General features: G+C 68.7%; 20 protein-coding genes. 11 read left to right on the plus strand and 9 right to left on the minus strand.

Annotation, left to right across the window (positions count from 1 at the left end):
- Positions 1 to 15: 15 nt before the first annotated feature.
- Complete coding sequence (locus DEIMA_RS12065) at positions 16 to 975, plus strand: NAD(P)/FAD-dependent oxidoreductase (protein WP_013557546.1); 960 nt, start codon at positions 16 to 18, stop codon at positions 973 to 975.
- A gap of 16 nt (positions 976 to 991) precedes the next feature.
- Here DEIMA_RS12065 and DEIMA_RS12070 read toward each other — a convergent pair whose 3' ends face one another.
- Positions 992 to 1,798, minus strand: coding sequence for an AAC(3) family N-acetyltransferase (locus tag DEIMA_RS12070; protein ID WP_013557547.1), 807 nt, complete (start codon positions 1,796 to 1,798; stop codon positions 992 to 994).
- 114 nt (positions 1,799 to 1,912) lie between these two features.
- Positions 1,913 to 4,066 carry a glutamine synthetase III family protein gene (locus DEIMA_RS12075; RefSeq protein WP_013557548.1) on the minus strand — a complete coding sequence of 718 codons (2,154 nt, stop codon included), beginning with the start codon at positions 4,064 to 4,066 and terminating at the stop codon, positions 1,913 to 1,915.
- Positions 4,067 to 4,343: 277 nt separating this feature from the next.
- Here DEIMA_RS12075 and glnA point away from each other — a divergent pair, with 277 nt between their 5' ends.
- The 9 genes from glnA to DEIMA_RS12120 all read left to right on the plus strand — a co-directional run bounded on the left by glnA (position 4,344) and on the right by DEIMA_RS12120 (position 15,444).
- Positions 4,344 to 5,684, plus strand: a complete 1,341-nt coding sequence (gene glnA, locus DEIMA_RS12080; protein WP_013557549.1) for a type I glutamate--ammonia ligase — start codon at positions 4,344 to 4,346, stop codon at positions 5,682 to 5,684.
- Positions 5,685 to 6,014: 330 nt separating this feature from the next.
- On the plus strand, positions 6,015 to 7,172 hold the full coding sequence (locus DEIMA_RS12085) for a branched-chain amino acid ABC transporter substrate-binding protein (RefSeq protein ID WP_013557550.1): 1,158 nt from the start codon (positions 6,015 to 6,017) through the stop codon (positions 7,170 to 7,172).
- Positions 7,173 to 7,265: 93 nt separating this feature from the next.
- Positions 7,266 to 8,279: a branched-chain amino acid ABC transporter permease gene (locus DEIMA_RS12090; protein ID WP_013557551.1), complete on the plus strand. Its 1,014-nt coding sequence runs from the start codon at positions 7,266 to 7,268 to the stop codon at positions 8,277 to 8,279.
- On the plus strand, positions 8,276 to 9,901 hold the full coding sequence (locus DEIMA_RS12095; RefSeq protein WP_013557552.1) for a branched-chain amino acid ABC transporter permease: 1,626 nt from the start codon (positions 8,276 to 8,278) through the stop codon (positions 9,899 to 9,901). The genes DEIMA_RS12090 and DEIMA_RS12095 overlap by 4 nt, the downstream gene beginning before the upstream one ends.
- Positions 9,902 to 10,702 (plus strand): ABC transporter ATP-binding protein, encoded by an 801-nt coding sequence (locus tag DEIMA_RS12100; RefSeq protein WP_013557553.1) that lies wholly within the window; start codon positions 9,902 to 9,904, stop codon positions 10,700 to 10,702.
- Entirely contained in the window at positions 10,695 to 11,405 is a 711-nt protein-coding gene (locus tag DEIMA_RS12105; RefSeq protein WP_013557554.1) for an ABC transporter ATP-binding protein, read from the plus strand. Before DEIMA_RS12100 ends, DEIMA_RS12105 begins: the two co-directional genes overlap by 8 nt.
- A gap of 305 nt (positions 11,406 to 11,710) precedes the next feature.
- On the plus strand, positions 11,711 to 13,285 hold the full coding sequence (locus DEIMA_RS12110) for an ABC transporter substrate-binding protein (protein WP_013557555.1): 1,575 nt from the start codon (positions 11,711 to 11,713) through the stop codon (positions 13,283 to 13,285).
- A 110-nt stretch (positions 13,286 to 13,395) separates the two neighbouring features.
- Positions 13,396 to 14,430 (plus strand): ABC transporter permease, encoded by a 1,035-nt coding sequence (locus DEIMA_RS12115; protein ID WP_013557556.1) that lies wholly within the window; start codon positions 13,396 to 13,398, stop codon positions 14,428 to 14,430.
- 9 nt (positions 14,431 to 14,439) lie between these two features.
- On the plus strand, positions 14,440 to 15,444 hold the full coding sequence (locus DEIMA_RS12120; RefSeq protein WP_013557557.1) for an ABC transporter permease: 1,005 nt from the start codon (positions 14,440 to 14,442) through the stop codon (positions 15,442 to 15,444).
- A gap of 111 nt (positions 15,445 to 15,555) precedes the next feature.
- Here the strand turns inward: DEIMA_RS12120 and rdgB are convergent, their stop codons facing one another.
- The 7 genes from rdgB to DEIMA_RS12155 form a co-directional block, all read right to left on the minus strand.
- A complete protein-coding gene (gene rdgB, locus DEIMA_RS12125; RefSeq protein ID WP_013557558.1) occupies positions 15,556 to 16,179 on the minus strand; it encodes an RdgB/HAM1 family non-canonical purine NTP pyrophosphatase in 624 nt (207 codons plus the stop codon).
- 51 nt (positions 16,180 to 16,230) lie between these two features.
- Positions 16,231 to 16,941: a ribonuclease PH gene (gene rph / locus DEIMA_RS12130; RefSeq protein WP_013557559.1), complete on the minus strand. Its 711-nt coding sequence runs from the start codon at positions 16,939 to 16,941 to the stop codon at positions 16,231 to 16,233.
- Positions 16,942 to 16,949: 8 nt separating this feature from the next.
- Positions 16,950 to 17,789 (minus strand): glutamate racemase, encoded by an 840-nt coding sequence (gene murI / locus DEIMA_RS12135; RefSeq protein ID WP_013557560.1) that lies wholly within the window; start codon positions 17,787 to 17,789, stop codon positions 16,950 to 16,952.
- 59 nt (positions 17,790 to 17,848) lie between these two features.
- A complete protein-coding gene (locus DEIMA_RS12140; RefSeq protein ID WP_013557561.1) occupies positions 17,849 to 18,829 on the minus strand; it encodes a 4Fe-4S binding protein in 981 nt (326 codons plus the stop codon).
- A gap of 45 nt (positions 18,830 to 18,874) precedes the next feature.
- The gene (locus DEIMA_RS12145) at positions 18,875 to 19,639 is read right to left on the minus strand and encodes a WD40 repeat domain-containing protein (RefSeq protein WP_013557562.1); all 765 of its coding nucleotides are present in this window, start codon (positions 19,637 to 19,639) and stop codon (positions 18,875 to 18,877) included.
- A gap of 33 nt (positions 19,640 to 19,672) precedes the next feature.
- Positions 19,673 to 19,918 carry a hypothetical protein gene (locus DEIMA_RS12150; RefSeq protein WP_148234960.1) on the minus strand — a complete coding sequence of 82 codons (246 nt, stop codon included), beginning with the start codon at positions 19,916 to 19,918 and terminating at the stop codon, positions 19,673 to 19,675.
- Positions 19,919 to 20,029: 111 nt separating this feature from the next.
- Positions 20,030 to 20,944: a LysR family transcriptional regulator gene (locus DEIMA_RS12155; RefSeq protein ID WP_013557564.1), complete on the minus strand. Its 915-nt coding sequence runs from the start codon at positions 20,942 to 20,944 to the stop codon at positions 20,030 to 20,032.
- A gap of 121 nt (positions 20,945 to 21,065) precedes the next feature.
- On the opposite strand from DEIMA_RS12155, the gene DEIMA_RS12160 reads away from it, so the two are divergent.
- Positions 21,066 to 21,317, plus strand: a complete 252-nt coding sequence (locus tag DEIMA_RS12160) for a hypothetical protein (protein ID WP_013557565.1) — start codon at positions 21,066 to 21,068, stop codon at positions 21,315 to 21,317.
- Positions 21,318 to 21,319 lie beyond the last annotated feature (2 nt).

A 21,319-nucleotide genomic window follows, 5' to 3' on the forward strand; every position in this document is an offset into this window, starting at 1 on the left:
CCGTATCCTGCGGGCATGGTGACGGATGTGCTGGTGATCGGCGCCGGCCCGGTGGGGCTGTACGCGGCGTTCTATGTGGCGTGGCGTGGCCTGCGCGTGGTGATCGCGGACGCGCGGCCCGAGCCGGGCGGTCAGCTTGCGGCGCTGTACCCGGACAAGGTGATGTACGACGTGCCCGGCTTCGTGGAGGTCCGTGCGGGCGCGCTCGTGCAGCACCTCGTGCGGCAGCTGGACCTGCCGGGCGTGACGTGGCGCCTGGGCGAAACCGTTCAGGGCCTCGCGCCCGAGGAGGAGGGCTGGGTCGCGGCGTTGCCGGGCGGGGCCGTGCGGGCGGGCGCGGTGATCCTCGCAGGCGGCCTGGGGGCGCTGCAGCCGCGCGCAGCGAGCGTGCCGGGCGCAGGGTCCCTGCCGACCTTCACGGACGTCATGGACGCCCGCACCCTGGCGCCGCGCCGCGCGCTCGTATGGGGCGGCGTGCCGCAGGCGACGCGAATGGCCGTGGACCTCGCGGATGCCGGCGCCCACGTGACGCTCGCGCACCGGCGCGCGCTGTTCCGCGGCTCGCCCGAGGACCTCGCCCGTCTGGACGCGCTGCGTGCGAAGGGCACGCTGGAGGTGCGCGCGCCCGCCGACCTGCAGTCACTCCGCGCTGAAGAGGCCGTGCTGGACGACGTGGCCGTCCCGGTCGACGTGGCGTTCGTGCTGAACGGGTACCTGCCGGACCTCGCGCCGCTGCAGGGTGTGCGGGGGCTCACGTGGGACGGCGAGTACGTCGTGGCGGACGAGGTGGGGCGCACGACCCTGCCGGGCGTGTTCGTGGCCGGGGACCTGAGCTCGTCAGGCGGGTCGTTCAAGCTGCTGTCGCGCGGGTTTTCCGACGCGGCCCTCACCGCGAACCATGCGGCGCATCACGTGAACCCGGACCTGAAGGTCCGCCCGGGTCACAGCAGCGACAAGCGCCGCCCGGCCCGCTGAGGGCGGGGCGCGGCGCTCAGCGGAGCGTGGGCGTGTGCGGGCGGGGCGTGAGCCCTTCGGCGCGCACGCGGCGGCGCACCTCCTGGCAGCGGCAGCCGGGGTACGTGCACAGCAGCACTTCCGGGTCGCGTTCGATCAAGGTGCGGGCGGCGTCCACGAGGTCCCGCACGCGGTACGCGCGCAGTCGCGCGTTGCCGGCGCGCGACTCGCGGGCCTGCACGAACGGCGCGACGTGCTCGAAGTCCGCCGAGCAGTTCGGGAAGGCAGTGGCGACGACGCGCCCGCCGTGCGGGACGTACTTCGTGAGGAGCGGCATGCCCGCCCAGTGCTCGCCGTAATGCACGCTGGTGTTGCTGCTGTGGTCCACGCCGAGCAGCAGGGCCACGCCGTCCAGGTCGTAGAGCGCGCCGATGGGCGCGTACGGACTTTCGAGCGACTGGGTGTTCAGGATGGCGCGCGCGTCCGGGCCAACGGCGACGTAACTGAGGGCCGGGTGGAAGGACCGTTCGGCTTCGGGGGTGTCCACGAGGGCCTGCGGCACGGCGCCGATGTCGCTGCTGACGCGGCTCTCGCGGTGCAGGGTGGCGTGGATGGACGCGGTCGGGCCGGGCAGCAGCGTGTAGTACGTGAACGCGGGCGTGACGAGCGTGCGCGTCCGGGCGCGCAGGGCGTCCACGACGGCGCTCGCACCTCCCTCGACATTCCCGAAGGACCGCAGCGACACGTGCGCGATGGCCGCCTGCGTGCCATCGAGGCCGAGGTCAGCGAGCGCGTCGTCCAGGTCGGCAGGCGTCACGTTCGGGCGGCGCAGGAAGTTCAGCACACTTCAGTGTAGATCGGGCGGGTGAGGGGCACCGTGGCAACCTCGCGAAGGAAGCCTTCAGATGCGTCACAGACGAGGGCGGGCGCCGCGCGGCGCACGCCCTCGGGGAGGCGTTTACTTCATGAACAGCAGCTGGCGGTAGCTGGGCAGCGGCCAGTGCGCGTCGCTCACGACGCGTTCCAGGCGGTCGGCGGCAGCGCGGACGGCCTGCATGGCGGGGAGCACGTGGTCGCGCATGTGGTGCGCCTTCTCGTGGATCTCCTCGCCGCCGGTCGCGGCGTTCTGTGCGCGGAGGTCCTGCAGGGCGTCGTACAGTTCGTCCGTCAGGGCGGTGACTTCCTGCGTGAGGGCCTGCGCGGCGCGGCCGACCTGGACGCTGGACAGGTCGCGCAGGTAGTTGATGGTGGCGGGCAGGAGCATGGTCTGCGCGATGTACTCGGTGGTTTCGCCTTCGATGTTGACGGTCTTGAAGTAGATGTCGTACATGATCTCTTCGCGCGCTTTGACTTCACGCTCGGAGAGCACGCCGAACTTCTCGAACAGCGCGACGTTCTTGGCGCTGCTGAGGTGCGGGATGGCGTCGAGGGTGGTGCGCAGGTTCAGCAGGCCACGCTCCTGCTCCGCCTCGATGTGCCACGCTTCGCTGTAGCCGTCGCCGTTGAAGACGATGCGCTTGTGCTTGGTGTACGTGGCCTTGATGATGTCGCCGACGGCGTCCTCAAGGCTCTGACCGCCGTCGAGTTTCGCCTGGAGTTCGGCGGTGAGCTGCTGCACGGCGTCCGCGACGATGGTGTTCAGCACCGTGATGGGCATGCTGATGCTCTGGCTGCTGCCGGCGGCGCGGAACTCGAACTTGTTGCCGGTGAACGCGAACGGGCTGGTGCGGTTGCGGTCGCCGGCGTGGCGCGGAAGGGGCGGCAGGACGCTGGTGCCGAGGCCGAGTACGCCCGCTTCGGTGCCGCGCCCGCCCTCGCCGCTCTCGACGCGGTCGAGGATGTCCGTGAGTTCGCTGCCGAGGAAGATGCTGATGATGGCGGGCGGCGCTTCGTTCGCGCCGAGGCGGTGGTCGTTGCTGGCGCTGGCGACGCTGACGCGCAGCAGGTCCTGGTGCTCGTCGACGGCCTTGATGACGGCGGCGCAGAAGAACAGGAACTGGATGTTCTCGTGCGGCGTGTCGCCGGGTTCGAGGAGGTTGTCGCCCGCGTCGGTGCTCATGCTCCAGTTGCAGTGCTTGCCGCTGCCGTTCACGCCGGCGAAGGGCTTCTCGTGCAGCAGCGCGACGAGGCCGTACTTGCGGGCGGTGTTGCGCAGGACCTGCATGACGAGCTGCTGGTGGTCAGCGGCGATGTTGCTCTGCTCGAAGATGGGCGCGATCTCGAACTGGCCGGGCGCGACCTCGTTGTGACGGGTCTTGACGGGGATGCCGAGGGCGTACATCTGGTGTTCGGCGTCGGTCATGAAGCTGAGTACGCGGTCGGGAATGGCGCCGAAGTAGTGGTCCTCGAGTTCCTGGCCGCGCGGGGGTTTCGCGCCGAACAGGGTGCGGCCGCTCATGGCGAGGTCCGGGCGGCGGTAGTAGTATTCCTCGGCGATCAGGAAGTACTCCTGTTCGGCGCCGAGGGTGCTGCCGACCCGGTTGGCTTTGGTGCCAAACAGCTTGAGGGCGGGCGTGACGGCCTGGTTGAGCGCCTCGATGCTGCGCAGCAGGGGGGTTTTCAGGTCGAGCGCTTCGCCGGTCCAGGAGGCGAACGCGGTGGGGATGCACAGGGTGGCGCCGTTGGCGTGGCGCATGATGAACGCGGGGCTGCTGGGGTCCCAGGCGGTGTAGCCGCGCGCTTCGAAGGTGGCGCGCAGGCCGCCGCTGGGGAAGCTGCTGGCGTCGGGTTCAGCCTGGATGAGTTCCTTGCCGCTGAAGGTGGCGATGGCGCCGCCCTCGTCGGTGGGGCTCACGAAGCTGTCGTGCTTCTCGGCAGTGGCGCCGGTGAGCGGCTGGAACCAGTGGGTGTAGTGCGTGGCGCCTTTTTCCATCGCCCAGGTCTTCATGGCGAGCGCGACGGTGTCGGCGATGCTCGGGTCGAGGACGGCGCCGCGTTCGAGGGTCGCCTGGAGGCTCTTGAACACGGGACGGCTGAGGCGCTGGCGCAGGGCGTCGAGAGTGAGGACGTCACTGGCGAAGACTTCCTCGATGACTTTGCTCGGCGCGTGGAGTTCGCGGGGGTCGAGGCGCCAGTTGCGGGCGGCGGTCAGCACGTCTTGATCGTGGTTCATGAGGCTCCTTGCTGAGCATGAAGTGAAGTGGGTCTGGCGCGGGGGCGCTCAGGCTGCGAGGAGTATAAGGAGCGCTGCCAGGACGCGTCAATTGAAGACCTGACAGATTGCAGACAACTGCCTTTCTTCACGGGTGAAACATTCGCTTCTCTGCATTTTGTGCGACGAGTTTCGGACATCTGAACGCTTTGCGCTGCGCACAGCCTTCACGTGTTGCTCCCTTCTCCCGCTCTGCGCTACGTTCGGGCGACAGCGGCGCACGCGCCGAGGAGGCAGCATGACTCGTACCGCAGCAGACATCCTTCAACAACTTCACGCCGACGACGTCCGGTTCCTGCGCCTGCAGTTCTCGGACATTCTCGGCAGCGTCAAGAACATCGAGGTGCCCGCCAGCCAGTTCGAAAAGGCCCTGAGCGGCGACGTCATGTTCGACGGCAGCGCCGTTCAGGGCTTCACGCGCATCGAGGAATCCGACATGCTCCTGCGCCCGGACCTGAGCACCTTCCTGGTGCTGCCGCCCTTCAGCGCGGCGGAAGGCGAGCGCGGACGCGTCGCCCGCCTGATCTGCGACGTGTACCTGCCGGACGGCACGCCGTTCGAGGGCGACCCGCGCTTCGTGCTGCGCCGACAGGTGGAGCGGGCCGCGCGCATGGGCTTCGAGTTCTACTGCGGGCCGGAACCGGAATTCTTCCTGTTCGAACGCGCCGCAAACGGGGACAGTACCACCGTCACGCACGATAAGGCCGGCTACTTCGACCTGGCGCCCATTGACCGTGGGGAGCGCATCCGGCGGGAAATCACCAACAAGCTCGTGGAGATGGGCTTCGAGATCGAGGCGGCGCACCATGAGGTCGCGCCCGGGCAGCACGAGATCGACTTCCGGTACGCCGACGCGCTGAAAACGGCCGATAACATCGCCACGTTCAAGTTCGCAGTGAAACGCGTGGCGCTGGAGTACGGACTGCTCGCGAGCTTCCTGCCGAAGCCGGTGGCGGGCATCAACGGGAGCGGCATGCACTGCCACCTGAGCCTGTTCCGTAATGGCCAGAACGCCTTCTATGACGAGCGGGCCGAGTACGGGCTGTCACTGACGGCGCTGCACTTTATTGGGGGGCTGCTGGAGCACGCGCCTGGGCTGGTGGCGGTCACGAATCCGCTCGTGAACAGCTACAAACGCCTGGTGCCGGGGTTCGAGGCGCCGATCAACGTGGCGTGGAGCACCAGCAACCGTTCCGCCATGATTCGCGTGCCCGCGAAACGTGGGAACAGCACGCGCGCGGAGTTCCGCCTGCCTGATCCGTCCTGCAACCCCTACCTGGCGCTCGCGGTGATGCTCGCGGCAGGCCTGGACGGGATCGAGGAGAAGATGGAGCCGCCGCCGGCCATTCAGCGCAACATCTACAAGATGACCGTACGCGAGAAGCGGCATCACCGTATCCGTGAGCTGCCGGCGAACCTGAGTGAGGCGCTGGAGGCGCTGGAGCGTGACGAGGTGATGCGCGAGACGCTGGGTGAGCATGTACTGTCGAACTTCGTGCAGGCGAAACGTGCGGAGTGGGTGGCGTACAGCGCGGCTGTGCATCAGTGGGAGCTGGATCAGTACCTGGACCTGGTGTGAGGAGCGTGGCGCGGCCGGTGGTGGCCGCGCCACCTGGTTTAGGGCGGGTGCGGCGACACCCCCGTCCAGCGGGGGCGAGTGGGTGGCGCCTGGTGCATGCCACACGCCTCTAAGTGGAACATTTTGCAGTCATGAGCGATAGGTGTGCGTCCTGCCGCCGATCTGGTGCAGCCTGTTGCGAATGTGCGCTATTTCATTGCAGACCGTTTTTGTCTGTTGATTTTTTGTTGCGTATACAAGCATGAATCACGCATTGACATTCCATAAAGGCCTGCCTAGAATGCGGGAAATTTCCAAGACGGCGCGAAAGCGCACCCCCCAGGAGGAACGATGAAGAAATTCGGTCTTACCGCCATGATGCTTGCTGGCGCCCTCGCGCTCGGCAACGCCAGCGCCGCCACCGTCATCAAGATTGCCACGCTGTCCCCCCTCAGCGGCGGCCAGAGCGACCTCGGCACTCAGATCAAGAACGGCGCCCAACTCGCCGTGAATGAATACAAGGCGCAATTCGCCAAGCTCGGCTTCGACCTGCAACTCGTCGGCTACGACGACCAAGCCGACCCCGCCACCGGCACCGCCTCCGCCCGCAAAATCGCCGCCGACAAGAGCATCCTCGCCGTCGTCGGCACCCTGAACAGCGGCGTCGCCATCCCGTCCAGCGCCGCGCTGCAACCCAGCCACGTCGCCATGGTGTCCCCCGCCAACACCGCCAACCAGGTCACCGACCGCGGCCTCAGCAACATGAACCGCATCGTCGCCCGTGACGACGCGCAGGGCCCCGCCGGCGCCAACTTCATCATGAGCAACCTCAAAGCCAAGAAGGTCTACATCATCAACGATAAGACCGCCTACGGCGAAGGGCTCGCGAAGGAAGTCGAGAAGGCCCTCAAGGCCAAGAACGTCCAGGTCGTCGCGTACGAAGGTACCGAAGAGAAGAACGACTTCAGCAGCATCATCGCCAAGATCCAGCTGCAGAAGCCCGACGCGGTGTACTTCGGCGGCATCTACAACCAGGCCGGCGTGTTCATCAAGCAGCTGCGCGACAAGGGCCTCGACACGCCCGTGATCGGCGGCGACGGCTTCGACAGCGCCGAACTCGCCACCATCGCCGGTGCGGGCGCCAACAACATCTACTTCACGACGGTCGCGGCGCCCATCGACGCGCTTCCCGCCGCCAAGATCTTCGCGGGCAACTACCAGAAGGCCTTCAAGAAACCCGCTCAGGGCTTCGGTGCCTTCGGCTACGACGCCGGCAAGGTCGTCGTGCAGGGCGTGCTCGCCGCCATCAAGAACAACGGCAACAAGCTCCCGACCCGCGTGCAGGTCGAGAACGCCATCCGCAAGGGCGCCTTCAGCGGTCTGCTCTCCGGCAGCGTCACGTTCAACAGCGTCGGCGACCGCAAGGCCGCGAAGATGTACGTCATGAACGTGCAGGGCGGCAAGTACAAGCTCGCCACCACCGTCAACGTCAGCGCGCCCCGAAATTAAGGCACTTCGGGAACCGCACCAATGGAGGTACGGGGCCGGGCACACCGCTCGGCCCCCTTTTTTTAAGTCCCTCACTCGTAAGGAGTTCTCGTCTTGGATCTTTCGACTCTCGCGCCGTTCCTCGTGAACGTGGTGGTCGGTGGCCTGGTACTCGGGTTCGTGTACGCCATCATCGCGCTCGGGTACACCATGGTGTACGGCGTCCTGCAGCTGATCAACTTCGCGCACAGCGAGGTGTTCGTGACCGGCGCCATCGTCGGCTATGAAGTCTTCCGGGTGCTGGAACCCAGCCCCATGAACGGCTACCTCAAGCTCATCATCGCGCTCATCGCCGCCATGATCGTCTCCGGCGGCCTGAACGTCCTGATCGAGCGCCTCGCGTACCGCCCGCTGCGCAACGCGCCCAAGCTGGTGCCGCTCATCACGGCCATCGGCGTCTCGCTGATCCTGCAGGACCTCCTGAAGATCATCGAGGGCCTGCAGGGCCGCTTCGACCTGACGTACACCCTCCCGCAGGGCTTCAGCAACAAGTTCTGCGCGACCGGCAGCAGCTGCGCGGCGTTCGGCGACACCCTGCGCCGCATCGGCGTGGACCTGCAGGTCAAGGACATCATCCTGGTGGTCGTGGCGCTGCTGTCCCTGGCGGTCCTGAACTACCTCGTGAACCACACGCGCCTGGGCCGCGCCATCCGCGCTGTCGCGCAGGACCGCGTCACGGCAGGCCTGATGGGCATCGACAGCAACCGCATGATCAGCGCGACCTTCCTGATCGGCGGCGCGCTCGGCGGCGTCAGCGGCGTGCTGTTCGGCATGAAGTTCGGCACCGTCAACGCGTACAGCGGCTTCGACCCGGGCATCATCGCGTTCACCGCCGCGGTGCTGGGCGGCATCGGCTCCATTCCCGGCGCCGTGCTCGGCGGGTTGCTGCTCGGCGTGATCCAGAACCTGATCGGCGTGACGAACGTGCTCGGCAGCATCACCGGCATCGCGAACCTCGCCGCGATTGACGCCTCGTACCAGCGCATCGGTGCGTTCATCGTGCTGGTGCTGATCCTGATCTTCAAACCGACCGGCCTGCTCGGCAAGTCCAACACGGAGAAAGTATGACCGCCGCCCCCACCCAAGCCCGCCGCAGGCAGGACATGACCCTGCCGCTGCTGCTGCTGGCCGCCGTGACCAGCCTCGTCCTCATCATCTCCCAGCACGGCGACGTGCTCGCCCGCCTGGGCGGCCTGGGCACCTTCCTCGGCAACCCGCTCGTGCGCGCCGTGGTGCTGTCCCTGTTCCTCGCGAACCTGCTGTTCGCGTACCGCTGGCGCACGCAACCCTGGGCGAAGGTGCTGGTCGGCGCGGCGTGCCTGCTGCTGGTGCTGCCCTGGGCGGGCCGTGACAACACCAGCCTGTTCGACACCGCCATCCAGATCGGCATCTTCGCGGCGCTCGCGCTCGGCCTGAACATCGTGGTCGGCCTCGCCGGCCTGCTGGACCTCGGGTACGTCGCGTTCTTCGCGGTCGGCGCGTACATGTGGGGCATCTTCGGCAGCGGTCAGATCGCCACCATCCTCAAGTACTACGGTGAGCACGCCGGCGCGACCAACGCGGGCACGCTCGTGATCGGGCTGCTGCTCACGGTCATCACGGCGGCCAGCATGCTGTTCATCCGCCGCGCCGGGAAGGGCCGCGCGCCCAGCCGCGCCTCGTCCATCAGCTTCGGGCTCGCGTCGTTCGGGCTGGTTGCCGGGCTGACCCTCACGGGCCGCGCGCTGCTGGTCCTGAACGCCGCCAAGGCACAGGGCCTCGCCACCGGCCTCGATGCGGGCTTCTTCTGGCTGTTCCTGGCGCTGAGCATCTTCGCGGCGGCCGTCATGGGCGTGCTCATCGGCCTGCCGGTGCTGCGCCTCAAGGGTGACTACCTGGCGATCATCACGCTCGGCCTCGGTGAGGTCATCCGCGTGCTCGCCAACAACCTCACGCTGTACACGAACGGCTCGCAGGGCACGCCGCCCATCAAGAGCGCGTCCGTGCCGTGGCTGGACGCCCTGGCGGGCCGCCTCGGGTTCTCGCCGGATCAGTACCCGCTGTTCTTCCTGTACTTCCTGGTGCTGATCATCATCAGTCTGATCATCCTCGTGAACATCCGCTTGGACCGCTCCCGCATCGGCCGCGCGTGGATCGCCATCCGCGACGACGAGGTGGCCGCGCAGGCGATGGGCATCCCGCTGATGCGCACGAAACTGATCGCGTTCGCCACGGGCGCGAGCTTCGCAGGGATCATGGGCATGATCTTCGCGGCGAAACAGGCGGCGACCATCACACCCGAGTCGTTCGTGCTCAACCAGTCCATCGGCGTGCTCAGCATGGTCATTCTGGGCGGCATGGGCAGCATCCCCGGCGTGATCCTGGGTGCCGCTGTGGTGACGCTGCTGAACCTCAGCATCCTGCCGAGCCTCGGGGAAGCCACCGCCAACATGAACATCCCGCAGCAGGTGAACCCCGCCCAGCTGCAACGCCTCGTGTTCGGCGTCATTCTAGTGGTCGCCATGCTGTTCCGCCCGGAAGGACTGCTGCCCAACCAGCGTCAGGCGATGCAGCTGCACGAAGGCGAAGACGACAACGCGCCCGCCGTGGACAGCATCGAAGCGGACAGCGGGCAGGACGCGCACGCGGAAATGGCGTCGCCGGGCCTCGCGGGCCGCGAGGACGACGAACGCACCGGAGGAGTGAAGTAAATGCTGGAAGTCCGTGACCTCACCAAAACCTTCGGGGGGCTGCTGGCCGTCAACAGCGTGAACCTCACCGTGCCGGACCGCACCATCGTGAGTGTGATCGGCCCGAACGGCGCCGGCAAAACCACCTTCTTCAATATGATCACTGGCATCTACCAGCCGGACAAAGGCAGCATCCAGCTGGCCGGTCGGGAACTGGTGGGGCTGCGGCCCGACCAGGTGACCGAAGCCGGGATTGCGCGGACGTTCCAGAACATCCGCCTGTTCTCCACCATGACCGTCGAGGAGAACCTGATGATCGGCCGGCACCCGCGCCTCAAGGCGAGTTACGTGGACGCGCTGTTCCGCACGCGCCGCTTCCATGAGGATGAGCGCGAGGCGCGCGAGGCCGCGCGGGCCATCCTAGACTTCGTGGGACTGGGCCGGTACCTCAAGGAGATGGCCGTGAACCTCCCGTACGGCGATCAGCGCACCCTGGAGATCGCGCGCGCGCTCGCCACCACCCCGAAGCTGGTGCTGCTCGACGAGCCGGCGGCCGGCATGAACCCGCGCGAGACGGAGACGCTCAAGGCCCTGATTCGCCGCATCCGTGACGACCTGGGCGTGACGGTCGTGCTGATCGAGCACGACATGCGACTCGTGATGACCCTGTCCGAACACATCACCGTGCTGGACTACGGCACGAAAATCGCCGAGGGTCTCCCCCACCAGATCCGCAACGACCCGCGCGTGATGGAAGCGTACCTGGGCCGCGGCGCCGCCGCGGGCGACTACGGCAAGGAAGGCGGCGAGGTCCGTGCTTGAACTGAAGAATGTCCAGACGTACTACGGCCACATTCACGCCCTGAAGGGCATCAGCATGGTGGTGCCCGAAGGTGAGATCGTCGCGCTGATCGGCGGGAACGGCGCCGGCAAGACGACGACGCTGCGCACGGTGAGCGGCATGATCAAGGCCCGCAGCGGCGAGGTGCTGCTGCGCGGCCGGAACATCAATGGGCTGTCGCCGAACGCGATCATGCAGATGGGCATGAGCCACGTGCCTGAGGGACGCCGCATCTTCCCGCAGCTGTCGGTGCTGGAGAACCTGGAGATCGGCGCGTACACCATCACGGACCGCAAGGTGGTGGCGGAGCGCATCGAGGAGGGGTTCGCGTTGTTCCCGCGTCTGGCGGAGCGTCAGAAGCAGATGGGCGGGACGCTCAGCGGCGGGGAGCAGCAGATGCTCGCCATTGCGCGCGCGCTGATGGTCGACCCGAAGCTGCTGCTGCTGGACGAGCCGAGCATGGGCCTGAGCCCGAAGTTCGTGGAAGTGATCTTCGACATCATCGAGAAGCTGAACCGCGAGCGGAGCACGACGATCCTGCTGGTGGAGCAGAACGCCAGCATGGCGCTCGCGGTGGCGAAGCACGCGTACGTGCTGCAGACCGGCGAGCTTCGCCTGTCGGGGTTCGCGGCGGACATCGCGCGCGACGAGAGCGTCCGCAAGGCGTACCTGGGCGAGGAGTAAGGCCGTCGGGCGGCGCCGATGTCGGCGCTGCCCTGCAGTGCGCCTCCCCCGCGTCGGCGGGATGGAGGGCGGGGGACGCGTCTGGCGCGTCCCCCGCTCGTGTTTTCTCGGCTGGGACGAGCTTGACAGGGCGTCCGGGGCCCCATAGGCTAAGGCCCAAGCACAACCCGCGCTCCCCCTCGTGTGTCCTGCTACACGTCGCGCATCAACATACATGTCAGACCAGCAAACGTGGCCGAAACACGTATAGCCATGCATGACCACGTACTTTGATACACTTTGGGCGCACAACCCCAGGAGGCTCCATGAAGAAAGTGATCCTTACCGCCCTGCTGTCCGCCGGCCTGCTCGGCAGCGCCCAGGCCGCCACCCTCGTGTACGGCGCCGGCGGCGAACCCGTCAGCCTCGAAAGCGGCAACATCACCGACGGCAACAGTATCTACGTGCAGCGCCAGATCTACGACACCCTCGTGGACTTCAAGGACGGCACCACCACCCCCGTCCCCGGCCTCGCGCTGTCCTGGACCAGCAACGCCAACGCCACCAGCTGGACCTTCAAGCTCCGCAAAAACGTCAAGTTCCACGACGGCACCCCGTTCAACGCCGACGCCGTCGTCTTCAACGTCAACCGCTGGTGGGACAAGAAAGACCCCACCAACAACGGCCGCACCTTCGAAATCTGGGGCCAGCTGATGGGCGGCTACAAAGGCGACGCCAGCAGCGTCCTCAAGAGCGTCACCAAAGTCGACGACGCCACCGTGCGCTTCGACCTGAACAAGCCCTCCACGGTGTTCCCCAGCCTGATCGGCGCCGGGTACTTCGGCATCGCCAGCCCCACCGCCGTCAAGAACGGCGGCGCGAAGTACGGCACCCCCGCCGTCAAGCCCATCGGCACCGGCCCGTTCACGTTCACTAGCTGGAACAGCGGCGACCGCATCACCCTCGCGCCCTACAAAGCGTACTGGGGCAGCAAGGCCAAAGTGGACGGCATCGTCTTCCGTTTCATCAAGGACCCCAGCGCCCGCCTGAACGAACTCAAGGCCGGCACCATCGACCTGACCAGTGACCTGACGCCGGACAGCCTAAACTCCGTCAAGGCCGACCGTAACCTCACGCCCGTCCTGAAGCCCAGCTTCAACGTCGGCTTCCTGAGCCTCAACGTCAAGAACAAGTACCTCGCCAACGAGAAGGTCCGCCAGGCGATCAGCATGGCCATCAACAAAAAGGCCATCGTGAACGCCTTCTGGAACGGCCTCGGCATCAGCAGCGCCAGCTTCCTGCCCCCGGTGCTCAACTGGGCGAACAGCAAGGACGTCCCCGCGGACTACACCTACAACCCCGCGCAGGCCAAGAAGCTCCTCGCCGAAGCCGGCTACGCCAACGGCTTCAGCCTGGACCTCTGGTACATGCCGGTCAGCCGCCCGTACTTCCCCACGCCCAAACCCATCGCGGAAGCCATGGCGGCGGACCTCGCCGGCATCGGCATCAAGGTCAACCTCAAGACCGAAGACTGGGGCAAGTACCTCGAGGACCGCAACAAGGAACCCGGCTTCGACATGTACATGATCGGCTGGACCGGCGACTACGGTGACCCCGACAACTTCTACGCCGCGTACTACGGCCCCACCGCCAGCGACGACAGCAACTGGCGCCCCGCCGCGCTCGACAAGCTCCTCGAGCAGGGCCGCGCCGCCGTCGGCCAGGCCGCCAAAGCCAAGATCTACGCGCAGATCCACGAAATCACCTACAAAGGCAACGTCCGCATCCCCGTCGTGCACAGCCAGCCGCTCGCGGCCGCCCGCACGTACGTGAAAGGCTGGATCCCCAGCCCGCTCGGCAGCGAAGCCTTCAACACCATCACCCTGACCGGCAAGAAATAACCCAGGGCCGCCGGCCCCAGGTCGGCCAGCGAACCGGGCGGGCGGGGCACCATGCCCCGCCCGCCCCGCGCTGCGCCCCACCCCCCGCGCGAACAACAGGAGAGTTCGTTTTGACCGGATACATTTTGCGACGCGTCCTGCGCACCCTCGCCGTCGTCATCGGCATCAGCGTGGTCGTGTTCGCGTTCGTGCGCTCCATCCCCGGCGACCCCGCCACCGTCCTGCTCGGCGAACGCGCCACCCCCCAGGCCGCCGCCGCCCTGCGTGAACAGCTCGGCCTGAACAAGCCCTGGTTCCTGAACTTCAGCGGTGGCAACCCCCTCGACGCGCAGTACCCCAAGTACGTCGGGCAGTTGCTCAGCGGCGACCTCGGCAGCGGCATCAAGAGCAACATCGCCGTGCGCGAGGAACTCAAGCAGCGCTTCCCCGCCACCGTGGAACTGTCCATCGCCGCGATCCTGTTCGCGCTGCTCATCGGCATGCCGCTCGGCATTCTCGCGGCGCTGCGCCGCAACAGCGCCTGGGACAACACCGCCACCGTCGTCAGCCTGCTCGGCGTGAGCATGCCCGTGTTCTGGCTCGGGCTGCTCCTCAGCTACTTCTTCGCCGCGAAACTCGGCTGGTTGCCGCCCAGCGCGCGCCTGTCGGTCGGCCTGGACTTCCAGCCCGTCACGGGCCTGTACATCATTGACGGCCTGCTCCGCGGCCGCCCGGACATCAGCTGGGACGCGCTGCGGCACCTGCTGCTCCCCGCCATTGCGCTCGGCACGATCCCCATGGCGATCATCGCGCGCATCACCCGCAGCAGCCTCCTCGACGTACTCGGCCAGGACTACGTCCGCACCGCCAAAGCCAAAGGGCTTGCGCCGCGCCGCGTCACCATCAAGCACGCGCTCCGCAACGCCCTGCTGCCCGTCGTGACCGTCATCGGCCTGCAGATCGGCGCGCTGCTTGGCGGCGCCGTACTCACCGAAACGATCTTCTCGTGGCCCGGCCTCGGCAGTTACGTGTTCGACGGCATCAACAACCGCGACTACCCCGTCATCCAGGGCGGCGTGATCTTCGCGGCGCTGATCGTGTCCGTCGTGAACCTGCTCGTCGACCTCAGCTACGCGGCGCTCGACCCGCGCATTCAATACCACTAAGGAGCGCCCGTGACGACCACCACCCCCACCCAGGCGACCCCCCGCAAACGCTCACAGAGCGTCTTCTGGCGCCGCTTCCGCCGCAGCACGCCCGGCAAGGTCGGCGCGGTCATCGTGATCGTGTTCGTGCTGCTCGCGCTGCTCGCCCCCGTCATCAAGCCCTACAACCCCACGGGCGACGTCGACTACCTGTTCCGCCTGAAGGCGCCCAGCATCATGGCGCTGTGGAACAAGGACGTCGCCACGACGTACACCGACGCCACCACCGGCAAGGTGGACATCTGGCGGCACCCGTTCGGCACCGACAACCTCGGCCGTGACATCGCCACGCGCGTCCTGCACGGCACGCAGATCAGCCTGAAAGTCGGCGTGCTGTCCACCGTGCTCGCCATGCTGCTCGGCACGCTCCTCGGCGTGCTCAGCGGGTACTACGGCGGGTGGATCGATACGCTCACCGGGTACGTCGGTGACGTGATGCTCGCGTTCCCGAGCATCCTGCTCGCCATCGGCTTCGCGAGCATTTTCAGCGGGGACCAGTCGCCGCTGTTCATTCAGGCCATCGACCGCTTGTTCGCGCTGAACAGCCCGCAGCTGGTGACCGCCATGCTGGCCGTGTCGCTCGTGCAGGTGCCGGTGTACATGCGCCTCGCGCGCGCCGTCGTGCTCAGCGTCCGCGAACGCGAGTTCGTGCAGGCCGCCGGCGCGCTCGGTGCCACGCAGAGCCGCACTATCTTCCGCCACGTCCTCCCGAACAGCCTGTCGCCGCTGATCGTGCAGGGCGCCCTGAGCGTCGCCACGGCCACCATCGAGGTGGCGGCGCTGGGCTTCATCGGCCTGGGCGCGCAGCCGCCCCTGCCGGAGTGGGGCACCATGCTGGCCGACAGCAAGGAGTACTACACCACCGCCGCGTGGACGATGATCTTCCCGGGTCTGGCGATCCTGCTGACCGTGCTGGGCTTCAACCTGCTCGGCGACGGTCTGCGCGACGTCCTCGACCCCCGCAGCACCAACTGAGGGTTAGACACGAGAGGGGAAGAGGCGTGCGCCTTTTCCCCTCTCGCCTTTCCGGATGCTCCGCCAGTGAGAGGGGCGGGCCGTGGCCCGCCCCTCTCGTCATAGGCCGCCTCAGTCGACGCGGATGACTTCGCGGTCCGGCGCGCCGTTCTGGTGCGCCGTCCGCAGCGCCGCGAGCGCCTGCCCACGGTGCGACACGGCGCGTTTCTGCGCCAGGTCCAGTTCCGCCATGGTCTTGCCCAGGCCGTCCACCTCGAACAGAGGGTCGTACCCGAACCCGCCATCGCCGCGCGGGCCTTCCAGGATGCGGCCCGCCACCTCGCCGCGGTACGTTTCCAGGTGCCCGTCCGGGTACGCGAGAACGATGGCGCTCACGAACTTCGCGCGGCGGTCCTTGTGGCCGCGCAGACGCTCGAGCAGGTAGAGGTTGCGTTCCAGGTCGCTGGAGCGGTTCCCGAAACGCGCGCTGTAGATGCCGGGCTCGCCGTTCAGCGACTCGACTTCCAGGCCGCTGTCGTCGGCGAGGGCCGGCAGGCCGGTCTGCACGGCAACCGCGCAGGCCTTGAGGGCGGCATTTTCCTCGTACGTGGCGGCGTCCTCGGGGGGGAGCATGAGGCCGTCCAGGGGCTGAAGGGTCCAGCCGAGCCCGGCGAGCGCCTCGGTAAATTCACGGACTTTGCCGGGGTTGGTGGTGGCCACCACCACGCGGTCGAGTTGATTCGTCACGCCTCCCATGATACGGGCAGGCCCGGGGGGTGGGAATGTGACGAGCGCCGCCCCCGCCGCTCAGGACCGCGCGAGGTCCTCATGAACGCGCGCCAGGAGCGTGCGCGTGCCGTCCAGCCCCGCGCGGAGCAGCTGCTCGTACACGCCCGGCGCGATGGGCGCGCCCTCCGCGCCACCCTGCGCCTCGATCAGCAGGCCCGACGAGGTCGCCACGACGTTCAGGTCCGCTTCGGCCTGCACGTCCTCAAGGTAGTCGAGGTCCACGCGCACCTCGCCGCCTACCAGGCCCACGCTGCACGCCCCCACCTCGTGCAGCAGCGGCCACTCGCTGAGCTTGCCCGTGCGGATCAGGCGATCCGCGTAGTCCCACAGGGCGGCGTACCCGGCGAGCACGGACGCGACGCGCGTGCCGCCGTCCGCCTGCAGCACGTCGCAGTCCACGACGAGCGTGCGGTCCCGGAAGTGCCGCAGGTCCACGGTCGCGCGGAACGCCCGGCCAAGCAGACGCTGAATCTCATGGCGGCGGCCGTTGCTGAGGTTGCGGTCGCGGGGCGTGCGGTCCTGCGTGGCGCGGGGCATCATGCTGTATTCGGCCATCAGCCAGCCGGTCTTCTTGCCGCGCATGTGCGGCGGCACCTTCGGGTCGACAGTGACGGTCGCGAGGACCTGGGTGCGGCCGAGGTGCAGCAGGGCGCTGCCTTCGGCGTGCATATTCACGCCGCGGGTGACGTGCAGCGGTCGGGGTTCAGTGGTAGGGCGCGCGCGGGTCATTCAGTCGGTCAGCTTAACGCAAGCGTGGCGTGCGCGCGCGTCACGCCGAGCGGCGCGCCGTGCAGCCGCTCGATGATCCCGGCGCTCGCGGCGGGGTCGCCGGTCGTGAAGGCCCGCACGGTCCCGGGGGTGCCCGTGGGGGCGCGCAGCAGGCCGCGCTCCGCGAGGACCGCGCGGGTGCGGCGCGCGACGCCCGCGCCGGAGTCGAACAGCGCGAGGTCCGGGCCGTACAGGTGCCGCAGGGCCGACGTGAGGAACGGGTAGTGCGTGCACCCCAGCACGAGCGCGTCCGCGCCCGCCCCCACCACCGGGTCGAGGGTTTCGCGGAGCGCCGCGAGCGTTTCGGGCGCGTCGGCGAGGCCCGACTCGACGAGCGGCACGAGGCGCAGGTCCGCGCAGGGCACGACGCGCACGCCGCGCGGCGTGGCATGCTGCGCGACGACGTCCTGCAGCAGGGCGCCGCGCAGGGTGGCGGGCGTGGCGAGCACGCCGATCACGCCGCTGCGCGTGGCGGCCACGGCAGGCTTCACGGCGGGCACGAGGCCCACGACGGGCCGCGCGTCGCCCGCCCACGCGCGCAGCGGCGCTAGGCTGAACGCGGACGCCGTGTTGCACGCCACCACCACGCTCTTGGCGCCATGATCGAACAGCCAGCGGGCCGCGCGGCCTGTGAGGTCGCGGATGTCGTCGTCGGCGCGCGGGCCGTACGGGACGTGCGCGGTGTCCGCGAGGTACAGGTAGTCCTCGTTCGGCAGCTCGCGGCGCAGCGCCGCGAGGACGCTCAGGCCGCCGACCCCAGAATCGAACACGCCGATGGGCGCGTGCGGGTGAGGGTCGGCGGCGGTCATGGGTGCAGTGTACCGCTGCGCGTCCGGGCGCCGTCCGTGGCGCGCGTCACGCGCGGGCGTCAGAGAGGGCTGCCGCCCACGCGGATGACCTGCCCTTCCCCGAACGCCTCAATGGGCCACTCGGGCTGCAGGGTGATCGCCTGCGGCGGGCAGGACTGCGCGCACGCATTGCAGGACGTGCACGCCGCCAGGTCCAGCGTGAGCGTCACCTCGCCGGTCGGCTGGAAGTCGCGGGTGATGGCGTTCGTGGGGCAGACGTTCGCGCATACTGGGCAGTCGATGCAGGTGTCGTCCACCACCGGGGCGGGCCAGTGCACGGGCGTGCCCGGCGCGGGCGTGGGCTTGAGGGCGCGGGCGCGCCACACCCAGTCCTGCGGGACGCGCTCCTCCGGGACGCTCCAGTCCACGAACGGCAGCGGCTGATCCGGGATGCTCTGCGCGACCACGGTGCGCGCCCCGCGGAACAGCGTGCCGAACATGCCGCGGCGGGAGACGCGCTCCCCGCTCGTCTCGCCGGCCTGCGCGGGCCGCAACGTGACCTGCGCGGCGCGGCCAGTCGAGGCGCGCAGCTGCTGCGCCGCGTCAATGACCGCCTGGGTGCTTTCGGGCACGGTGGGGCCGCCCAGGTCGCAAGTCGCGCAGTCGCCGTGCACGAGCGTAAGCGGCTTGTCCCACGCGCCCGCCGCGACGATGGCGCTGGGCGTGATGCGCGCCAGGCACGGCAGCGTCCGGCCGGGCTCGCCGGCTTTGCTGCACACGAGTTTCGCGTCGCCGTCCTGATCACGGATGCCGGTCAGGACGCCCGTGACATCGAATTCCAGGGCGCCGCTGGGGCAGGCCTGCACGCACAGGCCGCAGCCGGTGCAGTTCGCCTCGTTGATCTCGACCGTGTGCGTGAGGATCACCGCGTCGTGCGGGCAGGCGCGGGCGCAGGCGTCGCATCCGCCGACGTTCTGCCGCACGGTGAGGCAGCGTTGCGCGGTGAATCTCGGGACGGGGTTCCCGAGATCACCGAGCACTTTCAGGAGGCCATCGAGCATACCTGGAGTCTATGCGGGCGGCGCCGAATCAGATGTTCCGCAGGCTCAATCCGGGTGGGTGGGCGCGCGCACCAGCCAGGCCTGGCGTGTCGTAGTGAGCAGCAAGGTGGTGACGGAGGGCCACTGCACACTCGACGCGCCCTGAAACCAGGAACTCCAGAGGACCTGCTGCTGAACGCCGCCGGGCCCAGCCCAGCTGACGACGGTGCATTCGCTGCGCCACCACCGGCAGCGACCGAAGCCCGAGGAGGCCAGCGCGGTCCCCTCCGGATTCCAGGTGAGCGCGCGGCTCAGGCCCGCGTACGGCCGGGTCCGCCAGGTTTCCCGTCCCGTGCGGCTGTTCCATACCATGATCCAGCCGTCGGAGTACCCGGCGGCCACTTCCGCGCCGTCTGGTCGCACCGCAACCTTGACGGGGACCGCCGAACTGTCCGGGCGGGTGAGGGTACGCCCCGGGGTGCGGCGGTGCAGGTCGAACAGCTGAACGCGGACGGTCCCCTGAGTGTTCAGCAGGGCCGCGAGGGTGCGGCCGTCACGGTCGGCGCTGGTTGACAGGGGGCAGGGCATGGGGGTCCGCCACTGTGCCCGCAGGGTCGGCCAGGTGCGGAGCGTCAACCACGTGGCGCGCGTGTTCGGGTCGCGTTCGGTGTGCAGCAGCCCCTGGGGCACGAACGTGAGCAGGCACGGTGCGGGGTGGTGGGTGTTGAGTTGCGCTGTCCGGCGTCCTGTGGCCGCGTCGAACACGTCGATTCGGCCGTCGCTGAGGGCCAGCACGGCCCGGTTGTCCGGGGCCCAGGTGAGCTGGTCCACGTCACGGATGAAGGTGCTGGGCAGCGTGGCCTGTCAGCGGCGCCGCTTGGTGGCGCTGTCCCACACGATCAGACGTCCGTCGAACTGCTGGTCGTGCGTGTGGGCGGTGACGCCGCCCGCGGCGATGAGCCGGCCGTCGGGTGAGCGCCGCGCGATCGACAGGCCCTCGTAGGGTTGCGGCCAGACCGCCGCGAAGCCGGCGTTGAGCCCCAGCGCCCCACCAGGGCGGGCGGCACCGTCAGCGTGGGCCAGAGCACCACGAGGGGCAGGGCGATGCACAGGAGGGACCGGACCCCCAGTGCACCGGGCGGGCCAGAAGCGCAGGCGCATCCTTATCAGCCTAGGGGGAGTTGCTGGCGTACGGGGCCGAAGTTGCGGCGCGCGGGGCGGTCAGTCGGCGCTGAGGGGAAGGCCCGTGGCGTGCGGGGTGACGTGGGCGCGCAGCGCGCTGATGAGCGCGCTGATGTGCGGGAGGTTCGCGCGGCCGGGGCGGACGGCGATGCTGAGGGTACGCGTGAGCGGCGTGGGGAGCGGCAGCGCGATCAGGCCGGCGCGCAGGGGCGTGACGGCGAGGCGCGGCTGCAGGGCGATGCCGAGGCCGTGCTCGACCATGGCGAGGATCACGTCGTCTTCGGCCACCTCGATGACGTGCGGGTCGGTGACGCCGTGCGCGTGCAGGTGGGGTCGGAGGGTGCGGTTGCAGGTGTTCCCGGCGGGTGAAAGGAGCAGGGGGTGCGCGGCGATTTCCGTCCAGGTGGTGGGGGTGCGTCCGCGCCGCGCGGGGAATACGGCGAGGTAGTCGTCGCGGATCAGCGGGTAGGTGAGGAGGGGCGCGTCGTCGGGAACGGTGATGAGGCCGACGTCGGCCTGGCCGTCGCGGATGAGGCGGAGGCCGCCTTCGCCGTCGGTTTCGCCGTCGGTGATGCGGACGTCGAGGTGGGGGTGGGTGCGGCGGAGGCTGGCGAGGACGGGTGCGAGGAGGTGCATGCCGGCGGAGCGGTAGGACGCGATGGTGAGGGTGCCTTTGAGGGCAGCGTCGTCGTGCAGGGCGAGGTGCAGGTCGTCGACGGCGAGGACGGCGCTGCGGGCGTGGTCGAGGGCGCGGGTGCCGGCGTCGGTGAGCGTGACGCCGGTGCGGGTGCGGCGCAGCAGGGGTCGTCCGAGGGTGCGTTCGAGGGTGGCGATGGCTTCGCTGAGGGTGCTCTGGGACAGGCCGAGTTCGGCGGCGGCGGTGCTGAACGTACCGTGGTCCGCGACGGCGACGAACAGGCGGAGTTGCGCGAGGGTCGGGCGGGCGGCGTTCATGCTTCAGTGTACGGCCCGCTCACGCCACGCATCGGGTTTCCCGATACATGAAAATCGCGCGCCTGACGCTTCCGATGGTCAGCGCGCCGCTGGACGCGCACCCTGGAAGCAGGAGGTTCTCATGACGCAGTGGGCAGGGGTTGACGGTGAAGTGCTGGGCGCGCTGTTTTTCGAGGTGTTGACGCCCGAGCCGGGCGCGGACGCACCGACGCTGCCGGGATGGCAGGTGCGGTTGTGGCCGCAGGCGCGCCTGGGTGACGCGACGGTGGAGGCCATTCCCGAGGCGGACGGCGCGCGCGCCACGGCACTCCTGACGGGTCTGCGCGCGGCGGGGTTCACGCCGCTGGGCCGCCCGGTCCTGCACCCGCATTGACC

Origin of the sequence: Deinococcus maricopensis DSM 21211 (assembly GCF_000186385.1) — a bacterium.
In the GTDB taxonomy this organism is placed as follows: Bacteria; Deinococcota; Deinococci; order Deinococcales; family Deinococcaceae; genus Deinococcus_B; species Deinococcus_B maricopensis.